This is a genomic window from Massilia sp. MP_M2 (assembly GCF_039123635.1).
In the GTDB taxonomy this organism is placed as follows: domain Bacteria; phylum Pseudomonadota; class Gammaproteobacteria; order Burkholderiales; family Burkholderiaceae_D; genus Telluria.
The window spans coordinates 178,040-200,402 of record NZ_JBCHJF010000008.1 but is presented as its reverse complement, the minus strand read 5'-3'; the positions used below and the strand labels follow the sequence as shown (position 1 = coordinate 200,402).

The window sequence follows — 22,363 nt, the reverse complement described above, 5'->3', positions numbered from 1 at the left end:
GATGCGACGAAGGCCGCGATTATAGCGTGCCGGCAACCTGAACCGCCAGCCGATCATCAGCCCATCGCCGCTTGTCCGTCACTTGCCCGGATGGTATTTCCGCTCGAGATGACGCTCGATATCTTCTTTGTAGAACAGCACGTCCTTGAACTCGCCGCGCGCATACATCGCCGCCTGGTCGGTGAAGTGCGGCGAACGGGGATCGCTGCTCTGGCCGCCGGCCAGGATGCTCTTGGCGCGCACTTTTGGACCGAACTCGACGGCAGCAACGAAGCTGTTGCCGCGATCGCCATAGATGCGCTTCGTGGTTTGTTTGGCCGACATGCCGAACGATGCCAGCGAGCCCCAGTTGGCCGACGTGAACGGCACGGGAATGCTGGGCTTGCTGTCGTCGTATTGCTGGTCGATTGCGCCGGACAGGCGCTGGAAGCGGTTGATCTCGCCCCACGGCGTGCGCCAGTCGCCGAAGTCGGCCGTCAGTTTGTCCGACGCGCGCAGCAGTCCGTCGAGCCGGTCGGCCGGGTTCAAGCGCTGGGCGATATAGTCGACCGGCGGAATCATCTCGCCTTTGGCGCGCGCGCCATGCTGCGCTACCAGGTCCTGGCCCCAGTAGACGGCCAGCGACGTAGGGACCGAGTCGATCGCGTAGCGCATGTTCCAGCCACGCAGCGCGTCGATCTGTTCGGCCAGCGCCGCCTTGCGCGGGTCTTCCGGCGGCAAGGCGTCGTAGTCGGCAATCACAGCGGGCACGAGTGGCTCGAACGCCTGCAGGCGCGTGTCGTACGAGGCTGCGATCAGGCCGTCGATATCGAGCCCCTTGGCATCCTTGAACACGCGCGCGGCATTGCGCCCGCGCGCGTTCTCGGGCAACGACCACATATATGACGGGTAGTTCGCACACTTGGGGCTGCTCACGCCGGCCGCCGTGCAGGGCCAGTTGTTGGTGTTGAAGATGTAGCCGCTGGCCGGGTTGAGCAGCGTGATCGTCTCGTCGACCTCGTGCAGGCGCTGCCATTCGTTGGCGGGATTGCTGCCATCGACCGGCCGGGTCCAGTCCACGCGCGGGTCGCGCTTCGGGATGAAGTTGCCGTGGAAGTAAGCGATATTGCCCTTCGCATCGGCGTACACCGTGTTGTTGGACGCATTGGTGCGCAGCTCCATGGCCTTGTAGAACGCGCTGTAGTCGCGCGCCTTGGTGCGCGTGTACGATTGGGTCAGCGCGTTGAGCGGGTCGTCCATCAGCTTGACCGACACCCACTTGCCGCCTTCTGCGCGCACGACCGGGCCATGGTGCGTGAAGTAGGCAGTGACGCTGCGGCTGGCCATGGCGCCGTCGGGCATCTTGTACGGCAGCGCGATCGCAACCTTGCGCATCGGCGCCTCGTGCTTGCCGTACTTGTAGAAGAACTCGCCGTTGCGGTCGACGACCGTTTCCAGGTATTCGTCGATGACGTCGCCGCCGCCGGACGTGTGCATCCAGCCCAGCTTGTCGTTGAAGCCCTGGTAGATGAAGAACTGCCCCCAGGTCACCGCGCCATAGGCATTCAGGCCCTCTTCACTGACCATGTGCACTTCGGGGCGGAAGTAGAACGACGTGTGCGGATTGATCATCAACAGCGCACGGCCATTGGCGCTCAGTTTCGGTGCGATGGCAAACCCGTTCGAGCCGCGCGGCTCCGGCGCGAAGCCGCGCGGGTCTTGGCGCGGTGCGCTCAATGGCGTGCCTGGTTGCGCGCCCAGTTGCGCCACTGCGGGGCGCTTGCCATAGAACGCCGCCAGCTCGTCCAGCTCGATCGACTCGATGTCGCCGCCGATGCTGCCCTCACTGAAGGTAAGCGCCATCCACGGCTCGAAGTGGGTCAAGAGCTTCGGCTTGACCTCGGGATGCGTGTACAGGTAATAGTTCAGGCCATCGGCAAACGCCTTCATCAGGTTCTGCAGCCAGGCGGGACTAGCGGCATATTGGGCCTGCATGGCGGCCGGCTGGACGTACAGCTTCATGCGCAGATCGCGCCAGATCTCGGCCTCGCCCTCGACTTCGGCCAGACGCCCCATCGCATTGATGTAGTTCAGTTCGATGCGATTGAAGTCGTCCTCGGCCTGCGCGTACAGCGTGCCGAATACGGTGTCGGCATCGGTGCGCCCGAACACGTGTGGAATGCCCCACTTGTCGCGCAAGATCGTCACGCGCTCGGCCGTGGCTTTCCAGCGCGCGACCGTGGCCGCGCTGGGCGCAGTCTGCGCGCTGGCGGCCGTGATCGGTGTCTTCGTGGGCGCGACGGCAAACGCCGGTGCGGCGGCGCCGATCAGGAGCAAGCCGAGCAATGCCGGCGTGAACGAAGGTGACGTGGGCATCTTGGGCTGGCTCCTTGAGGGCGTGTTGCGGTTCAGTCGGCGCCGAGGCCGGCGTTGACGAGGCGTTGCTTGAGACGTTCGTTTTCGGTCAGCAGCGTGGCCAGGCGGTCTTTCATCGCTGCGCGTTCGCTGCGCAGCGTGGCCAGCTCGTCGGCCGGGTCGACCGGTTCTTTCTCTTTGCGCGGGCGGGCCGCGCTTTTCTGCTCGCGCACCTGACGCGCGGCCTGCTGCAATTCCTTGCGCCCGCCCGCGACCGCGGCGAGCTGCGCCGACTCGGACAGCTGCGCCACATTGGCGGCGGCATTGATCGAGATGGTGCCGGCGCGCACGGCTTCGCGCAGCTCGGGCGTGGCCGCTTTCTGGATGCGTTCGATCTGGCTGATCGTATTGCTCGACACGCGCGCCGCGCGCGCGACGTCTTCGCGCGTGTTCCATGGCGGCGAAGCCGCATCCGGCGCCGCGTCGGCGGCGCTGTCCTCGTCGGCCGGGCGCTCGGCCACGCGCGCCGAGACGATCTCTTTTTTCTTCAGCGCCAGCACGCCGCGCTGGAAGTCCGACACGCTGCGGCGCGCCAGGTGGTTGTCGATCATCCACAGCATGACGTCCTCGATCGACTCGAAGCTGTTGTTGTGGACGGTGCGAAACGGGATGCCGTGCTTCTGGCAGAGTTCATAACGGTTGTGGCCGTCGATCAGCGTGTCGCGCCAGAGCACCAATGCGTCGCGGCAACCTTCGGCGAGCAGACTGCGCTCGAGCGCCGCTTGTTCGATCGGGCTGAGTGGGTCGACGAAAGAGCGCAGTTCGTCGTTGATCGTGATATTCAATTCGGGTCCTTGCGTGTCGTACGGGGGATGTCGTGGTGCGGCAGCATCGTTGAGGTGCCCGATGGCATGCTACACGATCCGGACAAGGCCGCTGGGTTGCGCTTGCCATAACGGAATGTATGGGCGGTCGCGCGCCAGGGCGTGTGCATCGGCGCCCACGCGCGAGGTCGGCGTGGAAAGCCAGGATAATTCGTGGTGCGGGCAGCCGGAATCGAACCGGCACGCCTCACGGCGGCAGATTTTAAGTCTGATGCGTCTACCAATTTCGCCATGCCCGCGCCGCCCGGATTGTACTACGTGGAGCAACTCGGGTGTTAGTGGCTGAGCTGCCAATGGCCACATGCGCTTCACCGGCCCACCCAATGTAAACACCCACTGTCGACATGGCTATTCAGGCAAATTCGTTCAGGTTTCAAGGGAGCGCGGCCTTAATGCGAGCTGACATAAAATCAACGCATTATCTTGTCATTTCTTTTCGCCTGGCCGGCGCCATCGTATCGACGCGGGCATCACGGCGAACCACGTACTGTATAGAAGGAACTTCCAAACATGGAACAATTCAGGGAAATCAAGCTGTCCCGGCGCGATGTCTTGATCGCCGGCGCGGTCTCGGCTTCGGCCGTGGCAATGCCTGGCGCGAGCGCGCAGCCAGCCGCCAATGCACCGGTCGCCAATCCAGAGCCGGTCAAGGTCGGCGTCTCGTTCAATGTCAACGGCAAGGATGTCACGCTCGAACTCGACACGCGCACCACGCTGCTCGACGCACTGCGCGAGCACCTGCACCTGACCGGCTCGAAAAAAGGCTGCGACCAGGGCCAGTGCGGCGCCTGCACCATCATCATGGATGGCCGCCGCATCAATTCCTGCCTCTCGCTGGCCATCATGCACGACGGCGCCAAGATCACGACGATCGAAGGCCTCGGCACGCCGGACAAACTGCACCCGATGCAGGCTGCCTTCATCAAGCACGACGGCTACCAGTGCGGGTACTGTACCCCGGGCCAGATCTGTGCCAGCGTGTCGGTGATCGAAGAAATTCGCGCCGGCATGCCAAGCCACGTCACCGCCGACCTCAATGCCAAGCCACAAATGACCGTGGAAGAAATCCGTGAGCGCATGAGCGGCAATATCTGCCGATGTGGCGCCTACTCCAACATCATCGATGCCATCAAGGAAGTGGGAGGGGTCAAAGCATGAAGGTCTTTACTTACCAACGTGCCACCACGCCGGCACAGGCAGCACAACTCGTGGCCCGCACGCCAGGCGCGCGTTTCATCGCCGGCGGCACCAACCTGCTCGACCTGATGAAGCTCGAGATCGAAACGCCGGGCGCGCTGATCGACATCAACGGCCTGGGTTTCGACAAGATCGAGCCAACCGCCAATGGCGGCCTGCGCATCGGCGCCTTCGTGCGCAATACCGATCTGGCATCCGACCCACGCGTGCGCAAGGACTACGCCGTGCTGTCGCGCGCCCTGCTGTCGGGCGCCTCGACCCAGTTGCGCAACAAGGCAACCACGTCGGGCAATCTGCTGCAGCGCACCCGCTGCGCGTATTTCTACGACACCGCGCAAAAGTGCAACAAGCGTCAGCCGGGCAGCGGTTGCGCCGCGATCGGCGGCTTCACGCGCAACCTCGCCGTGGTCGGTGCCAGCGACGCCTGCATCGCCACGCACCCGAGTGACATGGCGGTCGCGATGCGCCTGCTGGACGCCGAAGTCGAGACCGTGCGCGCCGATGGCAGCAAGCGCACGATCCCGATCGCCGACTTCCACCGCCTGCCGGGCAACACGCCGCACATCGAGACGACCCTCGAGCCAGGTGAACTGATCACGTATGTCACGCTGCCAAAGCCACTGGGCGGCGTGCACGCGTACAAGAAAGTGCGTGACCGCGCGTCGTATGCGTTCGCGCTCTTGTCGGTCGCCACCGTGATCCTGCCGGACGGCAGCGGTCGCGTGGCGGTCGGCGGCGTGGCCCACAAGCCATGGCGCGTCGAAGCCGCCGAGCAGCAGATGGGCGCCGGCGCCAAGGCCGTGGCCGATCGCCTGATGGCCGGCGCGAAGACCACCGAAGAAAATGCCTTCAAGGTGCCTTTGGTACACCGTATTTTGGCCGCAGCAATGCAAGACGCAAAGAAAGCCTAAGCCATGAAATTCCTGACTCCAGCAACAACCAATCCGATTGACCGCATGCGCTATGTCGGTCAGCCAACCAACCGCATCGACGGCAAGCTCAAGACTACCGGTACCGCGCCGTACGCCTACGAGCATCACAAGGAAGTGCCGAACGCCGCGCACGGCTTCGTCATCGGCTCGGGCATCGCCAAGGGCCGCATCGCGTCGATCGATATCGAGGCCGCGCGCCGCGCGCCAGGTGTGCTGGCCGTCGTCACAGCCGAGAATGCCGGAAAGCTGGGCAAGGGCGACATGAATACCGCCCACCTGCTGGCCGGCCCGAACATCCAGCACTATCACCAGGCCGTCGCGCTGGTGGTGGCCGAGACGTTCGAGCAGGCACGCGCCGCCGCAGCACTGGTCAAGGTCAACTACACGGTGCAAAAGGGCCGTTACGACCTGAAGGCTGAAAAAGGCAATGCCATCAAGCCAACCGGCGAACAGGATCCGCCAGACACCAAGGCGGGCAACTTCACGCGTGGTTTCGACACGTCGCCCGTCAAGCTCGATGCCACCTACCATACGCCCGACCAGTCGCACGCGATGATGGAGCCGCATGCCTCGACCGCCTTCTGGGAAGGCGACAAGGTCACGGTCTACACGTCGAACCAGATGATCGCCTGGTGCCGCAGCGACCTGGCCAAGACGCTGGCCATCCCGAAAGAAAAAGTGCGCGTGATCTCGCCCTACGTCGGTGGCGGCTTCGGCTCGAAACTGTTCCTGCGCGCCGATGCGCTGCTGGCAGCCCTGGGCGCGCGCGCGGCCAAGCGCGCCGTCAAGGTCTCCCTGCACCGTCACCTGATCTTCAACAACACCACGCACCGTCCGGCGACGATCCAGCGCATCCGTATCGGCGCCGGCCGTGACGGCCGCATCATGGCCATCGGTCACGAAACCTGGAACGGCAACCTGCCGAAAGGCAGCGCCGAAGTGGCAACCGCGCAAACGCGCCTGCTGTATGCCGGTCCGGATCGCATGACCACCACCCGCGTGGCCGAGCTCGATCTGCCGGAAGGCAATGCGATGCGCGCGCCAGGCGAGGCGCCGGGCATGATGGCGCTTGAAGTGGCGATGGACGAGATGGCCGAAAAGCTGAACATGGACCCGGTCCAGTTCCGCATCCTGAACGACACCAAGGTCGACCCCGAAAAGCCGATCCGCAAGTTCTCGGAACGCCGCTTCATCGAGTGCATGCGCATGGGCGCCGACAAGTTCGGCTGGGCCAAGCGCAATCCGAAGCCAGGCCAGGTCCGCGAAGGCCGCTGGCTGATCGGCCACGGCGTGGCGTCCGCCTTCCGTAACAGCCCGGTGATGAAATCCGGCGCCCGCGTCAAGCTGGGCACCGATGGCCGCGTGACGGTGGAGACCGACATGACCGATATCGGTACCGGCAGCTACACGATCATCGCGCAGACCGCGGCCGAAATGCTGGGCGTGCCGCTCGACCGCATCGATGTGCGCCTGGGCGACTCGGACTTCCCGGCATCGGCCGGTTCGGGTGGCCAGTGGGGCGCCAACAGCGCGACGTCGGGCGTGTACGCGGCCTGCGTCAAGCTGCGCGAGCAGGTTGCCGCCAAGCTGGGCGTGAACGAAGCCGACGCCGAATTCGTCGACGGCACCGTGCGCGTGGGCAGCAACAGCCAGCCATTGACCAAAGCAGCGGCGGGCGGTGAACTGGTCGGCGAGGACACGATCGAATTTACCGGTGGCCTGGACAAGAAAAACCAGCTGTCGAGCTTCGGCGCGCACTTCGTCGAAGTCGCGGTCGATTCGATCACGGGCGAGACGCGCGTGCGCCGCATGCTGGCCGTGTGCGCGGCAGGCCGTATCCTGAACCCGATGCAGGCACGCAGCCAGGTCATCGGCGGCATGACGATGGGTATCGGCGGCGCGCTGATGGAGCACCTGGTGGTCGACAAGCGCCTGGGCTTCTTCGCCAACCACGACATGGCCACCTACGAGGTGCCGGTGCACGCCGACGTGCCGCACCAGGAAGTCATCTTCATCAAGGAAGAAGACGAAATCTCATCGCCGATGAAAGCCAAGGGCATTGGCGAACTGGGTCTGTGCGGTGTTGCTGCGGCGGTCGCCAATGCAATCTACAACGCGACCGGCGTGCGCGTGCGCGAGTATCCCATCACGCTCGAGAAGCTGATCGAAAAGATGCCGCTGTCGGTTTGATGCTCGATTGACGTGCCAGTGGCAGCGGCAACAGGCCGATTGCCAAGATGTCCCCCTGCCCTCGTGACCGCCTCTCTGGCGGGCACGAGGCGCTCCTCTTTTTTTCCGGTGCACCGAACCCCTCCCCCGCGCCATGCGGATGCGAACAAAGGCCGAGCCCATGAAATTCAATACCCCCGCCACCACCAATCCCATCGACACGCTGCGCCATGTCGGCAAGCCGTACGACCGTGTCGATGGCCCGCTCAAGTGCACGGGCCAGGCACAGTATGCCTATGAACACCACGCCGCCGTACCGGACGCCGCCCATGGTGTGATGGTCGGCGCCACGATCGCCAAGGGCACGATCCTGGCGCTTGACGACACGGCAGCGCGGCGCGCCCCCGGCGTGCTGGCGGTCGTCACCGCGGCCAACGCCGGCAAGCTGGGCAAGGGCCAGAAGAACACGGCCCTGCTCCTGGGCGGGCCCGAGGTCATGCACTACCATCAGGCCGTCGCGCTGGTGGTGGCCGACACGTTCGAACAGGCGCGTGCCGCTGCTCACCTGGTCAAGGTCAGCTACCGCGAGACCAAGGGCAGCTTCGATCTGGCCAGCGTGAAGGACAGCGGCGTTGCGCCCAAGCCCGAACGCGACTATCCGCCCGACACCCGCGTCGGCGACTTCGAGCGCACCTTCGACAGCGCCCCGGTCAAGCTCGACGCCACCTACACGACGCCCGACCAGGCGCACGCGATGATGGAGCCGCCTGCAACCACCGCGCGCTGGGACGGCGACAAGCTCACGGTCTGGACCTCGACCCAGATGGTCGACTGGTGCCGCACCGATCTGGCCAAGACACTGGGCATGGCCAAGGACAAGGTGCGCGTCGTCTCGCCCTATATCGGCGGCGGCTTCGGCGGCAAGCTGTTCCTGCGCACCGACGCCGTGCTGGCCGCGCTGGGCGCACGCGCCGCCGGCCGCCCGGTCAAGGTGGCCTTGCAGCGTCACCAGATCTACAACAACACGACGCACCGGCCGAAAACGATCCAGCGCCTGCGCATCGGCGTGGGTCGCGATGGCCGCATCCAGGCCATCGGCCATGAAACGTGGAACGGTAACCTGGCGGGCGGCCGGCCCGAGGTCGCCACGCAGCAAACGCGCCTGCTGTACGCGGGCGCGCACCGGATGACGACGACGCGCCTGGCCGTGCTTGATCTTCCCGAGAGCAATTCAATGCGCGCACCGGGCGAGGCGCCGGGCCTGATGGCCCTGGAAATCGCGATGGACGAACTGGCCGAGAAGCTCGGGATGGACCCGGTGCAGCTGCGCATCCTGAACGACACGAAGGTCGACCCAGAAAAGCCGAGCCGCCCGTTCTCCGAGCGGCGCTTTGTGGAGTGCCTGCGCACCGGGGCCGAACGCTTCGGCTGGAAGAATCGCCATGCCAAACCGGCCCAGGTGCGCGAGGGCCAGTGGCTGATCGGCCACGGCGTCGCGGCGGCATTTCGCAACAGCCCCGTGGTCAAGTCGGCCGCCCGCGTGCGCCTTGGCACGGACGGCATCCTGACCGTGGAAACAGACATGACCGATATCGGCACCGGCAGCTACACGATCATCGCGCAGACGGCCGCCGAGATGCTGGGGTTGCCGCTCGAGCGCGTGAAGGTGATGCTGGGTGACTCGGACTTTCCCGTCTCCGCCGGGTCGGGCGGCCAGTTCGGCGCCAACAGCGCGACGGCCGGCGTGTACGCGGCCTGCGTCAAGCTGCGTGACCAGATCGCGGCCAAGTTGAGCATGACGGACCCGGTGTTCGCCGATGGCGTCGTGCGAGCTGGCAGCACCAGCCAGCCACTGGCCAGGGCCGCCGAGGGTGGCGAACTGGTGGCCGAGGACGTCATCGAATTCGGCGAGCTCGCGAAAAAGAACCAGCTGTCCACCTTCGGCGCGCATTTCGTCGAAGTCGCGGTCGATTCGGTCACGGGCGAGACGCGCGTGCGGCGCATGCTGGCGGTTTGCGCGGCGGGTCGCATCCTGAACCCGAAAGCGGCGCGCAGCCAGGTAATCGGCTCGATGACGATGGGCGTGGGCGGTGCGCTGATGGAGCACCTGGTGGTCGACAAGCGCTTGGGCTTCTTTGCGAACCACGACATGGCGACCTACGAGGTGCCGGTGCATGCCGACATTCCGCACCAGGACGTGATTTTCCTCGACGAAGAAGACGAGTATTCGTCGCCGATGAAGGCCAAGGGCGTGGGTGAACTGGGCCTGTGCGGCGTGGCGGCCGCGATTGCCAATGCGGTCTACAACGCCACTGGCGTGCGGGTGCGCGAGTATCCGGTCACGCTCGACAAGCTGCTCGAGAAGATGCCGCTGCCGCTCTAGTGACCTATGCCGCTCCAGTGCCCTATGCCGGGCTAGAGCCCGCGTCGCCATCCACGACGACGCGGTTGCGACCGCCATCCTTGGCGGCGTACAGTGCCCGGTCCGCCGCCGCGATCAGCGTGGCTTCGTCGTTCAGCCCGGCGCGGTCAAACGCGGCCACACCCACGCTGAGCGTCACGTGACGGTCGTGTGCATCCGGGGCTTGCGGCAGGTTCAAAGCGGCGATATGGGCACGGATGCGTTCGGCCATCGCGCGCGCCTGCTCGAGCGTGGTGTCGGGCAGGATCGCCGCGAATTCTTCGCCACCGTAGCGCGCAGCCAGGTCGGCGGGGCGCTTGAGGATGCCCGCGATTTCCTGGGCCACACGGATCAGGCAAGCATCGCCTTCCTGATGGCCGAAATGGTCGTTGTAGACCTTGAACGTATCGATATCGAACATGAGCAGCGAGAGCGGTGCATCGGCCCGTTGGGCACGGCGCAGTTCGCGCACCAGCGTGACGTCGAACTGGCGGCGGTTGGCGATGCCGGTCAGGCCGTCGATGAACGAGCGCGCGCGCATGGCCTCGGCGTGCTCCAGCAAGCGCCGTTCGCGCTCTGCCGTGTCGCTGATGTCACGGATTTCAATGAGGCAGAAACGCTGGCCGGCGTCGTCGAAGGGCGTGACTGCGACTGACTGGTCGATCGGCTCGCCGTCGAAACTACCCGCGGGCCGGAGTGGGAAAGGGTTGCGGTTGCCGCCGTCTGGCACGGGGGAGGTTGCCGTCCCGTCGCTCAGCGCTGCCTGCACGGCGGCTTCGACGCGCGAGCCGCGCAGGCCGGGAAAGACCTCGATCAACGGATGGCCGGTGACGCGCGCCGCACCGCGGCCGCAGCGCGGCACCAGCCAGGCGTTCCAGTGGACGATGCAGGCTTGCGCGTCGAGCACCATCACGCCGCAATCGACAAGGTCGAGCGCGCGGGACAGGAATCCGGCGCCGGGTTCGGGCAGCGGTGCAGCGGTGCAATCATTGCGTCAAGCTTGCTGACCGAGCATATGCCAGGCCATGGCGCAGCAGACGATCACGACGCAGCACAGCAGACCGTAGACGAAGATGCGCATAGACGTGGCCAGGCCCGTGACGGCGCGGTTGGCGTTTTCGCCCAGCTTGCCGCGCTTGCGCGCGCTGTTCATCAGCATCGAAAAGAAGATGAACAAGGTCGCGCAAATCAGGACAACTTTCATGACGGCCTTTGCGTGACTAGGTGCGCACTGCGACGAGCACGAGCGCCACCACCGACAACAGGCCGGACAGCGCTGCGGTCACGCCCATCCACGTCATCTTTTGGCGCTGGGCATCCATTTTGGCGATCAATTGCGCATTTTGGTCGGCCAGATTGGCGATGATCTCGGAGGCCGAACGCATCTGGTTGCGCAGATCGGTCACCTCGGCATCGGTGCGCTCGACGCTGCGGATCAGGATATCGAACACGTCTTCGTCTTGCCCCGCCATCTCGGGCGCCGTGCCCATTGGCGCATCGGGCATGCCTTGCCGGTTGCGGTTGACCGTATCCCACAGGCGCCGCGCGCCATTTGCCACCTGCGGCGCCGCGCTGATCACTTCGCTCCAGGGAACGGTTCTTAGTACTGTCCACCAACCTGCTGCCATACCTGCTCCTCATCATTCGTTGTATTCCTGAGCATACCATTGCGGCGTGCTGCGGCCAAATGCCACACGCGTCGTGCACCGCGAGAACGCGGTGCGCCGCGCCTGGCCGCCTTGCGCTACCATCGTGCCTATGTGTGGACGACTTGACCAAAGCCAAACGGCCCGTTACTACGCCAGCGTAATCGGCTGGCTCGACGCCGTGTATGACAGCCAATCCGAACCGGCCTACAACGTGCCGCCGGGCACGTATCGCCCCGTGCTGCATCTGCAGGACGGCGAACGGCGCGTGGACGACGTGTACTGGAGTTACCAGGCGCGCTGGGCCAAGGGCAAGGTGCCGGTAACGATCAACGCGCGCCTGGACAAGCTGGACAACCGCTACTGGCGCGGCCTGCTCAAGTCGGGGCGCGCATTGGTGCCGGCCTCGGGCTGGTACGAATGGACCGGCGACAAAGGCAGCAAGCAGCCATGGCACATTCACCGCAAGGACGGCGCGCCGCTATTCATGCTGGCACTGGCCAATTTCGGCAGTTTCACCGAAAACCGCGCCGAGGCAGGCTTCGTCATCGTGACCGACGATGCCTCGGGCGGCATGCTCGATATCCACGACCGGCGGCCGGTGGTGCTGGACGCGCAGGATGCCGAGCGCTGGCTCGATCCGGCGCTCTCGAGCGAAGCGGCATTGGCGCTGGCCCGCTCGGCCGCCCTGCCCCCGGATGCATTCGCCTGGCACGAAGTGAGCACGCAGGTCAATCGCGCCGGCGCCGGCGGCGCCGACATCGCGCAGCCGATCGACAGCGACGCCTGACTTTCTCGCCCGCGCCGCCGGGCGGCACGATTGTCGTTGAATCCGGTACTTGGTTGATCTGGATCGAACCGGGGATGCAACCAAACGTCGGGTTCGGCACTCTTAATGGATTGCTACCACACGTGAGGTGAATCCATGGGCGAATACATGCAAATCCGGGGCCTGCTGCAAGAGGGTGAAGAATACGCAGGCCTCATCCTGGGCAAAGACGACCCCGACTACCATCTGGTCTTGCTGCCAGGCGACAGCGCGGACGTCAGCTGGCCCACGGCCGCCGATTGGGCCGCCAGCCAGGGGGGCGCGTTACCCACGCGGCGCGAACTGGCGCTGCTGTTTGCCAACCTGCGCGAATCGTTCGAGCGCGACTGGTACTGGTCCAGCGAGCCGCACGCCACGCGCGCCCAGCTGGTCTGGGGCCAGAATTTCGCCAGCGGTATCCAGACCATCTACGGCCGGCCGTATCGCGGGCATGCACGCGCGATACGCCGGATCAGTACGGCGGCCTGACACGGCGCACGGCGCTGGCGAGCACGGCGCCGTCAGCGCGCGGACATCAACGTTCCGGCACGCTGGAGCGGCCGATCGGCTGCGCCATATTGGCCAGATACCAGGCCGTCGCCGCCATCAATGCGACGTTGCGGCGCAGGCTGTCGGGATCGACCTTGTCCAGCGTATCGGCCGGCGTGTGGTGGATGTCGAAATAGCGTGCCGTGTCGACGATCGGCGCGAAGCTCGGCACGCCAGCGCGTTCCAGGCCGGCCAGGTCGCCCGTCGCCAGCACATCCTGGCGCTGGAACACACCGGCGCCGATCGGCTGCAGCGCCGCTTGCAGCGGCGCGAACAGCTTGACCGACTGCGGCGTGACGCTCGCGCGCAGGCCAAACGGGCGGCCCACGCCGTTGTCGCTCTCGATGGCGCCGAAGTGGTTGGCGGCGTTTGCTTGTTCCGCAGCAAGATAGGTGCTCGCGCCGCGCATGCCGTTTTCTTCGTTCATCCAGGCGATGAAGCGGATCGTGCGGCGCGGCTGGAAATCGAGTTTTTTCAGGATGTCGAACACGGCCATCGCGCTGGCGACGGCGGCGGCATCGTCGTGCGCGCCGGGCGACAAATCCCACGAGTCGAGGTGACCCGAGACGATGACGATTTCTTCCGGCTTTTCCACACCCGGCAGGTCGGCGATCACATTGAAGCTGTCGGCGTCGGGCAGATTTTTTGGCGTCAAGACGAGCTTCAGCTTGACCGGGCCACGCTTGGCCAGGCGCGCCATCAGCATGGCGTCTTCCGCCGTCACGGCAGCCGCCGGGATGCGTGCGTCGTCAGACAGGCCGGACGAGCCCGTATGCGGCAACCGGTACGCGGCGCCACCGACCGAGCGCACCAGCGCGCCGAGAGCGCCCAGTTCGGCCGCCATGCGCGGGCCGTTGCGGCGGTAGTTCGATCCCGCGCCATAGGCCTGGCCAGCCAGGCCACGATCGGCCATGTGCTGGTCGAAGGCCACGTCGAAGAGCACGATCTTGCCCTTCACTTCGGCTGACCGCGTCTTGAGTTCCTCGAAACTATTTAGCACCAGCACTGGCGCGACGAGGCCTTCGACCGGCGTGGCGCCCGAGCCGCCCAGTGCAGTCAGAACGATGCGCTGCGTGATGCCAGCCGGCCGGCCCGTGTAGTCGACCAATTCGCCCGTCTCGATCCCGCGCACCCAGTGCGGCACCTTCACCGGCTGCAGCGTCACCTTCGCGCCGAGCTTGCGCATGGCCTCGGCAACCTGCGTCACCGCCGCCGCCGCGCCAGGCGAACCCGACAGGCGCGGGCCGATCAGGTCGGTCATGTCTTCCGTGCGTTGCCAGGCGTAATCGCTCGTCATTGCCGCTTCGCGGATCTTGACCAGTGCAGCAGGATCGTTGCCGGGACTGGTGGCCAGGGCCGGGGCGCTGTTGACGACAGCGGCGATGGCGACCAATATGGAAAGGCGGCGAAGATGGCGAACGGGGAAGTTCATGCGGGAATCCTTGCGGTATTGAAAGGATTCAAACAATAGCGCATTGAGCAAGGTTTCGTCCCGACTTTCCTGGTCGAGGGGGCCAGCCCCCCTTTTTTTCAGGCGGCTACCAGGCGCACCAGCGTGATTTCAGACGGCGCCCCGAAGCGCTTCGGCGGCCCCCAGTAGCCGGTGCCACGACTGGTGTACACCCACATCTCGCGCACCCGGTTCAGGCCAGCCACAAAGGGCTGCTGCAGCGGCACGAACAGGTTCCACGGAAAGAACTGGCCGCCGTGCGTGTGGCCCGACAGTTGCAAATCGAACCCTGCTGCCGCTGCCGCTGTTGCGCTGCGCGGCTGGTGCGCCAGCAGCACGCGCGCACCGATGCCGGCCGGCGCGCCGGCAGCGGCACGTTGCGGGTCGCTCTTGTGCTCGGGGTGAAAATGGTGGGCGTGATAGTCGGCCACGCCCGCAATCATCAGGCGCGCGTCGCCCTTGTGCACGATCACGTGCTGGTTGATCAGCACATGCAAACCCAGGCGCCGCACTTCGGCAATCCACTCGAGCGCGCCCGAGTAATACTCATGGTTGCCGGTCACGAAATACACGCCGTCGCCCGCGCGCAGGCGGCCCAGCGGTTGCGTGTGCGACGCCAGGCGCTGCACGCTGCCGTCGACCAGGTCGCCCGTCACGGCAATCGCATCCGCTTCCAGTGCATTGACTTTATCGACGATGGCATTCAGATACGCACGCTTGATGGTCGGGCCCACGTGCACGTCGGAAATCTGCGCGATCGTGTAACCGTGCAGCGCTTGCGGCAAGTCGCGGATCGGCACATCTACCTTCACGATGCGCGCGACCCGGCGCGCGTTGGCGTAGCCGATCAGCGTTACCGCCAGCGCCAGCAAAGGTGCGGCCAGCGCGCTGACGTACAGCACCGGCACGGTCACCGCGCCAACGACCATCAGGACGAGCAGCACCAGGTCGCGCAGCACGGTCGCAACCAGCAGCGACGAGAACAGGCCCATCGACAGCAGGCCGACCCAGGCGACGGCATCGGACCAGCGGCGCCGGCGCATCGACGCCGACATCAGACCGACAGGCACCAGGATGCCCAGCAGGCACAACAGCAATCCGGCAATGAGGTTACCGAGCATGCCGAGGGCCAGGTCGGGCAGCAGGCGCATGCCGATATACACCAGCAGCATGAGCATCAGGAAAAGAACAATGAGAAAACTTCGGCTTGGACGCATGCGCAGAATAGATGAGAAGCAATAGAAGCTACATGGGGCATCCGGGCCGAGATGCAAGCGGGGATGTTACAGACCCAGCATGACTTGTAAAAATCTGTATTAGCAGATGGAACTATTTAGAAGCAAGAATATAGTGATTCTTACCCGGTGAGCGAGAACATCATTCCGATCTCCGCCGGGGTAAAAAGGAAAATGCCATGTTGAAATCGAAGACCTTTGGTGCTGTGCTGCTGGCCGCCGTCGCCGTATCGCCGGCGGCAATGGCCGGCGATCGTGGTACGAATACGGCCATCGGCGCCGTGCTCGGTGCAGTCGTTGGCCACACTGTGGGCGGCACCGGCGGCGCCGTGGCGGGTGGCGTGATCGGCGCGGCGGTGGGCAACGCCGTCCATTCGCGCGACGACCGTCGCCACTACGGCGATCGCGGTAACTATTACGACAATCGCGGCGGGTATTACCAGTCGCAACCGGCCTACGTCCAGCAGCGCCCTGTGTATGTCCAGCAGCGTCCGGTGTATGTGCAGCCGCGCCCGGTGTACGTGGAATCGCGTCCGGTGTACGTGCAACCGCGTCCGGTCTACGTCGAATACCGTGACGGTGGCCGTGGCTGGGACCGTCATGACCGCCGCGACCGTCATGATCGCCACGACCGCTGGGACCGCGATGACCGTCGCGGCTACGGCCGCTAACCTCAACAGCCGCGCACTGCGCGGCTTTTTCTTTGTCCACAGCCCACAGCCGGGGTCAGGTCTGACATTCGGACACGACCTCAGCTTTAGCCACTTCCAACGGCGACTTGCCCAGTATTAGCCTGGCCCTTTGCCAGCCAGGCTCGACTGCGCGACGGTTGAGATCGTGTCCGAATGTCAGACCTGACCCTCGCTTTTTGATCTTCGCTTTTCCAGCCCTTTCTCCTTCCCTCCGCTCTGCTTGTTCATCGGCGCCTTGCGCCATGCTCGGGGGACATCATGTACGACGCAGGCACCGTCATTTCGCTGACCGGCGGCCAATACCGCCTGTGCGAACCGCTGGCCGGCGCGGCCTACGGTGTCGTCTGGCGCGCCGACAGTCTGCATGCCACCGGCGCTGTTGCACTCAAGCTCGTCAACCTCGACCAGATGGCGCGCGCCCCGGTCGCACTGCGTACCCGCTGGCGGGACAGCGCCAGCACCGAGATCGCGTTCCTGCGCAGCCTGGCGCCCTGGGACGGCCGCCACATCGTGCGTTTGCTCGACAGTGGCGAGCACCTTGGCCTGCCGGCGCTCGCCCTGGAACTGCTCGATGGCGATCTGGCCGCCTACCTGGCGGAACAAGCCGCTGCCGGTTGCACGGTCGCCCCGGCCCGCGCCCTGGCCTGGATTGGCCAGGTCAACCAGGCGCTGGCCAAGGTCCATGCCAACGGCTGGCGCTACCTCGACCTGAAACCGGGCAACCTGCTGCTCGACCGTGCCGCCGACACCCTCAAGCTGGCCGACTTCGGCACCAACCGGCGCCTGGACGACTTGCGCGCCCATACCTATGCCGGCACCGCCAACTGGCAGGCGCCCGAGCAATTCTTTCCCGACACCGACGGCTATGCCACCGAAGCGCGCACCGACTACTTCGCCCTGGGCGCCCTCTTCTATTACCTCGTCTGCGGCCGCCTGCTGCGTTACAGCAGCGCCTGCGGCCAGGCGTGGCAGGCACATGGCCGCGATGGCGCAGCCACGCTGCTGGCCGCGCACCAGGCGCGCCCGCCCGTGCTGCAGCTTGACGAAGCGACGCTATTCGCCGGCCACCTGGGCCAGGCGGCCGTGCCTGGCCTGGCGCTGCTGCGCCGCCTGCTGGCCGACCGACCCGCCGAGCGTGCGCAGCATGCGCTGGAAATCAGCCGCCTGCTCGGGCAAGCCAGCAGCCTGCTGGCCGCGCCGCAGGTCAGGAGCGCAGCGTGAAACACCGTCGCCAGCGCATCTCCTTCGGCGCCGCGACAGCCTCGATCCTGCTCGCGCTGCTGTGCGCCGTGCAGCTGCTGGCCGTGCTCCGCGCGCCTGCTGCCTGGCTGCCGCGTGAGATCGATGTGCGCCTGCAGCCCGGCGAATCGATCGTACTGGGCCGCACCGAACTGGGCGCGCCGCGCGCCGCCGCGCGCCAGCTGACTCTGCGGCGCGATATCGCCGGCTCCTGGTGGCTGCGCAATCTGGCGCCAGTCCAGCCGATCGTGCTGCGCCGTGGCGACGCGCGCGCGCGCAGCAGCGACGTGCCGCTGGCGCGCGGCCAGCAGATTCAGGCCGGCGCCGTGCGCTTTACCGTGCTCGCGCAGGATGCCGGCAGTGTGACGCTCTCGAACGGCGGGCGCACTTGGCACTACGACGGCGCCACCCTGCTGCAGGACGGCGCACTGCAGCAGGCCTGCCTGGACGCGCCCCTCGCCAGCCGTGCGCTCGCGCTGTGGAACCGCGTTACGCCGCACGCCCTTGGCCTGGCGCGGCCTGTCAGCCTGGGCGGCCTGCTGTACTGCGGCAACCGGATTGCCAGCACCACGCTCGAAGCAGGCACTGCGTCGCTGGCGCGCCTGCAAGATGGCCGTATCGCGTTGTCGGTACGGGGCGATCAGCCGGTGCTCGTCTCGACCGCACATGGCTGGGAAGACGCCGCCGGGCGCGACCAGCCGCTGGCCGCCACCGATGCCTTCGCCGTTGGCCGCACCATCTTCACGCTGACGCCAAATGGCGACATGCTGCACATGACGCCATCGGGCCAGGTCGCGCTGTCGAACGCGCCGCAGGTGCAGCTGCCCGAGGCCGTGCGCTGGCAGTGGCAACAACGCACCCCGTTTACGCTGCCCGCGCCCACGCCGCTGGCCTGGGCCGCCGCGCTTGGCGTGCTGCTGCTGGGTGGGCTCAGCGTAGTGCCCCTGCTGCGCGGGCGCGCCGCAGGGGCAAGCATCGCCCTGCCGCTGCTGACCGCGCTCGTTGCGGCCACGGCCACCCTGCTGCTGGTCTCCCAGCGTAGCGGCGGTGCGCCCGGTGTCGGCATCTCGCTTTTTCTGGCCTGGGCCACGCTGTGGCTGACGCTGCGTTTTCAGGCGCGCATCGGCTTGCTGCCCGCCGTCGCCGTGCTGCTGCTGGGCGCCGGCCTGCTGATCCAGCTCGAGATGGGGCTGGGTGCACGCGACACCGCCTGGCTGCGCCACTTCCAGAACTCCACCGCCTTGCTGGGCCTGGGCTTGCCCGGCGCGCTGCTGCTGTTGCACTGCGTCGGCCGCAACAACCTGTCGCGCCCCGTCACCGAGCGCGTGCTCTTGACCCTGGCCGGGATGGCGTTGGTCGGCGTGCTGCTGCAGGTCTGCTTCGGCAGCGAGACGGGCGTGTTCGACATCCAGCCGTTCGAGTTCGCCAAGTTCGCACTGGCTGCGCTCAGCGCCCATTGCCTGGCGCTGGTCGCGGGTGGCGCGACGCACCAGCAGCGCAACTGGCGCTTCTGGTTGCGCATGGCCGCGCCCGTACTGCTGTTCGTGTTCCTGCTGGGCGTCGCGCTGGTGCGGGTCGACGATTATTCGCCACTGGTGCTGCTGCTGGTCTGGAGCAGCGCGATGGCGCTGGCCTGGTGCGCGAGCCGTGGCCGGCGCGCCGCCCTCGTCACGGCCGCTGTGGCCATTTGCCTGCTGGTGGCCGGCGGCGCAGCGCTGCGCAGCAGCGGCGCATTCCTCGGGGCGCTGGGTTTTTATCCTGAACGGTTCCAGGTCTGGAGCGCGCCAACCGTCCACCCGCACACGGGCCAGCAAATGCTGCTCGGCGCGCGCGCCATCGCCGAGGGCGGCTGGCTGGGTGCCGACAACGCATTCGGCCTCGCGGCGCTGGGCGGCGCGGCCGGCGACGCGCTGGCGATCCCCGCGATCCAGGATGACTTTGCGCCGGCCTTCCTGCTGCAGCGCCACGGCCTGGCCGCCGGTCTGGCGCTGTGGACGCTGCAGGCGCTGTTTTTGGTGGCGCTGGTGCGAATCGCCGCCGGTGCCTGGGGCCGTGCGCTGGCAGCCAACGACTTCCGGCGCGCCTGGCTGGGGCGCTTCCAGTGCTTCGCGCTATGCGGCGGCGCCGCGTTCGTCGCCGGCCACCTGCTGCTGTCGTGGGGCACCAACCTGGCGATGTTCCCGATCATGGGCCAGCCGATGAGCTTTTTGTCAGCCGGCGGCTCGCACCTGCTGTTTTTCATCTGCCCCCTGCTAGCGTTTGGCATGGCAAGCACCCCATTCAACGAGGAGATTCAATCATGCCGGTCTATGTCCAACACGAAGTCCTGGGCAAGGTAGAAGACGTGTTCAATGCCGACGCGCTGTGGCAGGCGCCCGGTCTGTCGCTGTTCTCGCGTCGCGCGCTGCTGCGCGACCTGCTCGAACGCTCGCCGCGCGAACTGCGCGGCCGCGCCGCAACGCGCTGCTTCTCGCACGTGACGCTGGTGCTGCCGCAGGACGACGTCGACGACGACCGTCACCTGACCCGCGGCGCGCGCGTGCGCGACCTGGCGCAGTCGCTGGCCGCGCTGCACCAGAAGGATTTTGGCGACCTGCTCGGCGGCGATGAGGTGCGCTACTTCATTTCGGGGGACGAGCGCATCGCGCCCGGTGAAGTGCAGGTCAAGTTCGGCCACGCCGTCTACCTGCCGGCGCCGGGCGAACAGGTTCAGTACACGGTGACCGCCTCGCGCGACAGCGCGATCTGGCAGCCGGTGTGCGCGATCTACCCGAACCAGCGCCTCACCCTGGTGGGCATGGACCATGCCAATGCGACGTTCGCCGTGCCGGGCTGGCCGTTCGGCCCCGACGGTGGCCTGCTCCTCGTGAACGACGGGCCGGAAGCGCAGCTCGAACTGCAGGTGCGCCCGAAAGACAGTTTTGACTGCGTCTTCGACGCCGCCAATGGCTACTACGTCTTGCGCGGCAAGGGCGCGAGCGCCCAGCGCCTGCTGCTCAGGATCAGCCAGGTCGGCGCCGCCGCGCGCCCGCCGGTGTCCGTATCTGCTGCACCTGCCACGCCAGCTGCAGCGCCGCAGCGCAGCCCCGCCGTGTGGAAGTCGCGCAGCAGTACGCCGCCGGCCGACCTGACCGCGATGCCGCTGGCCGCACCGGCGCCGGTATCCGCGGCAGCACCGGCACCGACGTCCGAAGCCGACGCCACCTACGCGCCGGTCGCGCGCCATCGCATCACGCTGGCGGCGCTGGCCCTGCCGCGCCTAAGCCGCTACCGCGACACGGGTGCGCAGGCGATCGAAGTGGGCCTCGACGCGCAACTGGTACCGGCGGCGCCGGGCAAGGACAATGTGATCCGCTTCGCCGTCGACGACGCCGACGAACTGCACGCGATCACCCCGGCCGGTCGCCAGCGGATCGCCGTACCGTCGCAGTTCTCACCGATGGACGGGGCCAGCATCGGCCTGCTGGCCGCGCCGCAGGCGATGACGGAGCGCTACAGCGCCCTGCTGGTACTGCCGCAAGGCCCGTCGCAACCGGCGGCAGCCGGCTCGCGCCTGACATTCGGGCGCGGCATGCCGTCGCTGGCGGCGCTGCGCGTGCTCGATGCACCGCAGTTCGTGCGCCAGGCCGACGGCGCCGCCGCCAGCGCCGACCGGCTCGGCCTGTCGCGCAGCGCCTTCAGCTGGGAAGCATCGGGCGATGGCCTGCGCGTGGTGCGCCTGTCGCCGAGCCAGGCGCTGTACCACCTCGACGCCGAGCTGGCCCTGGTGGCGCAGATCGACACGGCCACGCCGGATGCGCCATACCTGATCCCACCGGGCCACCACCTGGTGGCCGGCCACTACGTGCTGCGCTTCGACGCCTGAGGCTCGCATGCCATTCTCGACCCACATCGCGGCGCATTTCGCTACGTACCTCGGCGCGTTCGGCGCGGCCCTCGTGCTGACGCTGTGCGCCTGCGCATGGTTGACGCCACGCAGCTGGTGGCGCCGGCCCAACGCCCGCGCAGTGGGCGTGCTGACCGCTGGCACCGCCGCCGGCGGCGCACTGCTGCTGGCGTTGTTCGGCATGCCGGGCGCGCTGCCGCCGCCAGCCCAGCTGGCCGAGTCGCCGCCACCGGCGACCGACGTGCCCGAGGCCGGCGCCCCTTACCGGGTGCGCGATGCGCTCAACCTGCGCGTGGCGGGCGGCATCAGCGCCGAGCGCCTGCTGGTGGTGCCGGGCGGTGCGCGGGTGATTGCCACGGGCCGGCGCGATGGCGACTGGTGGCAAGTGCGCGCCACGCTCGATGGCAGGAACGTCGAAGGCTGGGCCAGCAGCTTGTGGCTGCGCCGGGCGGACGAACGCTAACTTCCTGGGTCACGACCGCAGACCTCGTCGCTGGTGCCAAAGCTCAGCGCCAGCGCATGCGTGTCGCTCGCGTAGCGTGTGATCACCAGCCCCTTCACGCTGCGGTACGTGCCACCATTCTGCGCAAGGTCGGTAAAGCAGACCTCAAGGTCCTCGATGCCGTCGCGATTCACGTCACGGCGCCCCGTCACCTGCAGACGGACGTACCAGTCCCCGGGAACGTCGTAGATCAGGTCAGTGTCCGTCGCCGTGGTCGGGGTCATGCCAAAGTCGGCCAACGTGCGCTGCCCATGCCTGTCCCGGCGCGGTCCGAAGGCGCTGCGGATGCTGGCCAAATCGAAGTGACTGGCCAGGAACACACCCAGACCATGTTGCGGAAAATGGCTGACGACTGGCGCGGCGCGCAGCCCGCCTGTCGCCCCCAGGCAGGTCAGGCCAGCGGCCAGAAATAGCATGGTTCTCATCCAGGTCTCCGGTA

At 66.7% G+C, this 22,363-nt stretch carries 19 protein-coding genes and 1 tRNA gene; 11 read left to right on the top strand and 9 right to left on the bottom strand.

Features of this window, described 5'->3' with window-relative positions; all coding sequences use genetic code 11:
• Nucleotides 1-78: 78 nt before the first annotated feature.
• The 3 genes from RCH14_RS17490 to RCH14_RS17480 all read right to left on the bottom strand — a co-directional run bounded on the left by RCH14_RS17490 (nt 79) and on the right by RCH14_RS17480 (nt 3,457).
• Nucleotides 79-2,355, bottom strand: coding sequence for a penicillin acylase family protein (locus RCH14_RS17490; protein WP_343027376.1), 2,277 nt, complete (start codon nt 2,353-2,355; stop codon nt 79-81).
• A gap of 32 nt (nt 2,356-2,387) precedes the next feature.
• Entirely contained in the window at nt 2,388-3,179 is a 792-nt protein-coding gene (locus RCH14_RS17485; protein WP_343027375.1) for a hypothetical protein, read from the bottom strand.
• A 193-nt stretch (nt 3,180-3,372) separates the two neighbouring features.
• Nucleotides 3,373-3,457, bottom strand: a tRNA-Leu gene (locus tag RCH14_RS17480).
• Between the two features lie 271 nt (nt 3,458-3,728).
• Here RCH14_RS17480 and paoA point away from each other — a divergent pair.
• The 4 genes from paoA to paoC (RCH14_RS17460) all read left to right on the top strand — a co-directional run bounded on the left by paoA (nt 3,729) and on the right by paoC (RCH14_RS17460) (nt 9,899).
• On the top strand, nt 3,729-4,376 hold the full coding sequence (gene paoA, locus RCH14_RS17475; RefSeq protein ID WP_343027374.1) for an aldehyde dehydrogenase iron-sulfur subunit PaoA: 648 nt from the start codon (nt 3,729-3,731) through the stop codon (nt 4,374-4,376).
• Nucleotides 4,373-5,326 carry a xanthine dehydrogenase family protein subunit M gene (locus RCH14_RS17470; protein WP_343027373.1) on the top strand — a complete coding sequence of 318 codons (954 nt, stop codon included), beginning with the start codon at nt 4,373-4,375 and terminating at the stop codon, nt 5,324-5,326. The genes paoA and RCH14_RS17470 overlap by 4 nt, the downstream gene beginning before the upstream one ends.
• Before the next feature lie 3 nt (nt 5,327-5,329).
• The gene (paoC, locus tag RCH14_RS17465; RefSeq protein ID WP_343027372.1) at nt 5,330-7,537 is read left to right on the top strand and encodes an aldehyde oxidoreductase molybdenum-binding subunit PaoC; all 2,208 of its coding nucleotides are present in this window, start codon (nt 5,330-5,332) and stop codon (nt 7,535-7,537) included.
• A 160-nt stretch (nt 7,538-7,697) separates the two neighbouring features.
• Nucleotides 7,698-9,899, top strand: a complete 2,202-nt coding sequence (gene paoC, locus RCH14_RS17460; RefSeq protein ID WP_343027371.1) for an aldehyde oxidoreductase molybdenum-binding subunit PaoC — start codon at nt 7,698-7,700, stop codon at nt 9,897-9,899.
• Between the two features lie 22 nt (nt 9,900-9,921).
• On the opposite strand, the gene RCH14_RS17455 is transcribed toward paoC (RCH14_RS17460), so the two are convergent.
• The 3 genes from RCH14_RS17455 to RCH14_RS17445 are packed head-to-tail and all read right to left on the bottom strand — an operon-like array spanning nt 9,922 to nt 11,545.
• Nucleotides 9,922-10,863 carry a diguanylate cyclase domain-containing protein gene (locus RCH14_RS17455; RefSeq protein WP_343027450.1) on the bottom strand — a complete coding sequence of 314 codons (942 nt, stop codon included), beginning with the start codon at nt 10,861-10,863 and terminating at the stop codon, nt 9,922-9,924.
• Nucleotides 10,864-10,911: 48 nt separating this feature from the next.
• Entirely contained in the window at nt 10,912-11,121 is a 210-nt protein-coding gene (locus RCH14_RS17450; protein WP_343027370.1) for a hypothetical protein, read from the bottom strand.
• 16 nt (nt 11,122-11,137) lie between these two features.
• Entirely contained in the window at nt 11,138-11,545 is a 408-nt protein-coding gene (locus RCH14_RS17445; RefSeq protein WP_343027369.1) for a hypothetical protein, read from the bottom strand.
• A 130-nt stretch (nt 11,546-11,675) separates the two neighbouring features.
• Here RCH14_RS17445 and RCH14_RS17440 point away from each other — a divergent pair, with 130 nt between their 5' ends.
• Nucleotides 11,676-12,353: an SOS response-associated peptidase gene (locus RCH14_RS17440; protein ID WP_343027368.1), complete on the top strand. Its 678-nt coding sequence runs from the start codon at nt 11,676-11,678 to the stop codon at nt 12,351-12,353.
• 135 nt (nt 12,354-12,488) lie between these two features.
• Nucleotides 12,489-12,860: a DUF1566 domain-containing protein gene (locus tag RCH14_RS17435; RefSeq protein ID WP_343027367.1), complete on the top strand. Its 372-nt coding sequence runs from the start codon at nt 12,489-12,491 to the stop codon at nt 12,858-12,860.
• A gap of 46 nt (nt 12,861-12,906) precedes the next feature.
• Here the strand turns inward: RCH14_RS17435 and RCH14_RS17430 are convergent, their stop codons facing one another.
• Nucleotides 12,907-14,352, bottom strand: coding sequence for a M20/M25/M40 family metallo-hydrolase (locus RCH14_RS17430; protein ID WP_343027366.1), 1,446 nt, complete (start codon nt 14,350-14,352; stop codon nt 12,907-12,909).
• A 98-nt stretch (nt 14,353-14,450) separates the two neighbouring features.
• Nucleotides 14,451-15,587: a metallophosphoesterase gene (locus tag RCH14_RS17425; protein ID WP_343027365.1), complete on the bottom strand. Its 1,137-nt coding sequence runs from the start codon at nt 15,585-15,587 to the stop codon at nt 14,451-14,453.
• Between the two features lie 197 nt (nt 15,588-15,784).
• On the opposite strand from RCH14_RS17425, the gene RCH14_RS17420 reads away from it, so the two are divergent.
• From RCH14_RS17420 to RCH14_RS17400, 5 genes are all read left to right on the top strand, one after another.
• Nucleotides 15,785-16,276: a glycine zipper 2TM domain-containing protein gene (locus tag RCH14_RS17420; RefSeq protein WP_343027364.1), complete on the top strand. Its 492-nt coding sequence runs from the start codon at nt 15,785-15,787 to the stop codon at nt 16,274-16,276.
• A 279-nt stretch (nt 16,277-16,555) separates the two neighbouring features.
• Nucleotides 16,556-17,518, top strand: coding sequence for a protein kinase domain-containing protein (locus tag RCH14_RS17415; protein ID WP_343027363.1), 963 nt, complete (start codon nt 16,556-16,558; stop codon nt 17,516-17,518).
• Nucleotides 17,515-19,875 (top strand): FtsW/RodA/SpoVE family cell cycle protein, encoded by a 2,361-nt coding sequence (locus tag RCH14_RS17410; RefSeq protein ID WP_343027362.1) that lies wholly within the window; start codon nt 17,515-17,517, stop codon nt 19,873-19,875. The genes RCH14_RS17415 and RCH14_RS17410 overlap by 4 nt, the downstream gene beginning before the upstream one ends.
• Complete coding sequence (locus RCH14_RS17405; protein WP_343027361.1) at nt 19,836-21,401, top strand: hypothetical protein; 1,566 nt, start codon at nt 19,836-19,838, stop codon at nt 21,399-21,401. The genes RCH14_RS17410 and RCH14_RS17405 overlap by 40 nt, the downstream gene beginning before the upstream one ends.
• Before the next feature lie 7 nt (nt 21,402-21,408).
• Nucleotides 21,409-21,885 carry an SH3 domain-containing protein gene (locus RCH14_RS17400; RefSeq protein ID WP_343027360.1) on the top strand — a complete coding sequence of 159 codons (477 nt, stop codon included), beginning with the start codon at nt 21,409-21,411 and terminating at the stop codon, nt 21,883-21,885.
• Here the strand turns inward: RCH14_RS17400 and RCH14_RS17395 are convergent.
• On the bottom strand, nt 21,882-22,349 hold the full coding sequence (locus RCH14_RS17395; RefSeq protein WP_343027359.1) for a hypothetical protein: 468 nt from the start codon (nt 22,347-22,349) through the stop codon (nt 21,882-21,884). The genes RCH14_RS17400 and RCH14_RS17395 overlap by 4 nt on opposite strands.
• Between the last annotated feature and the right edge of the window lie 14 nt (nt 22,350-22,363).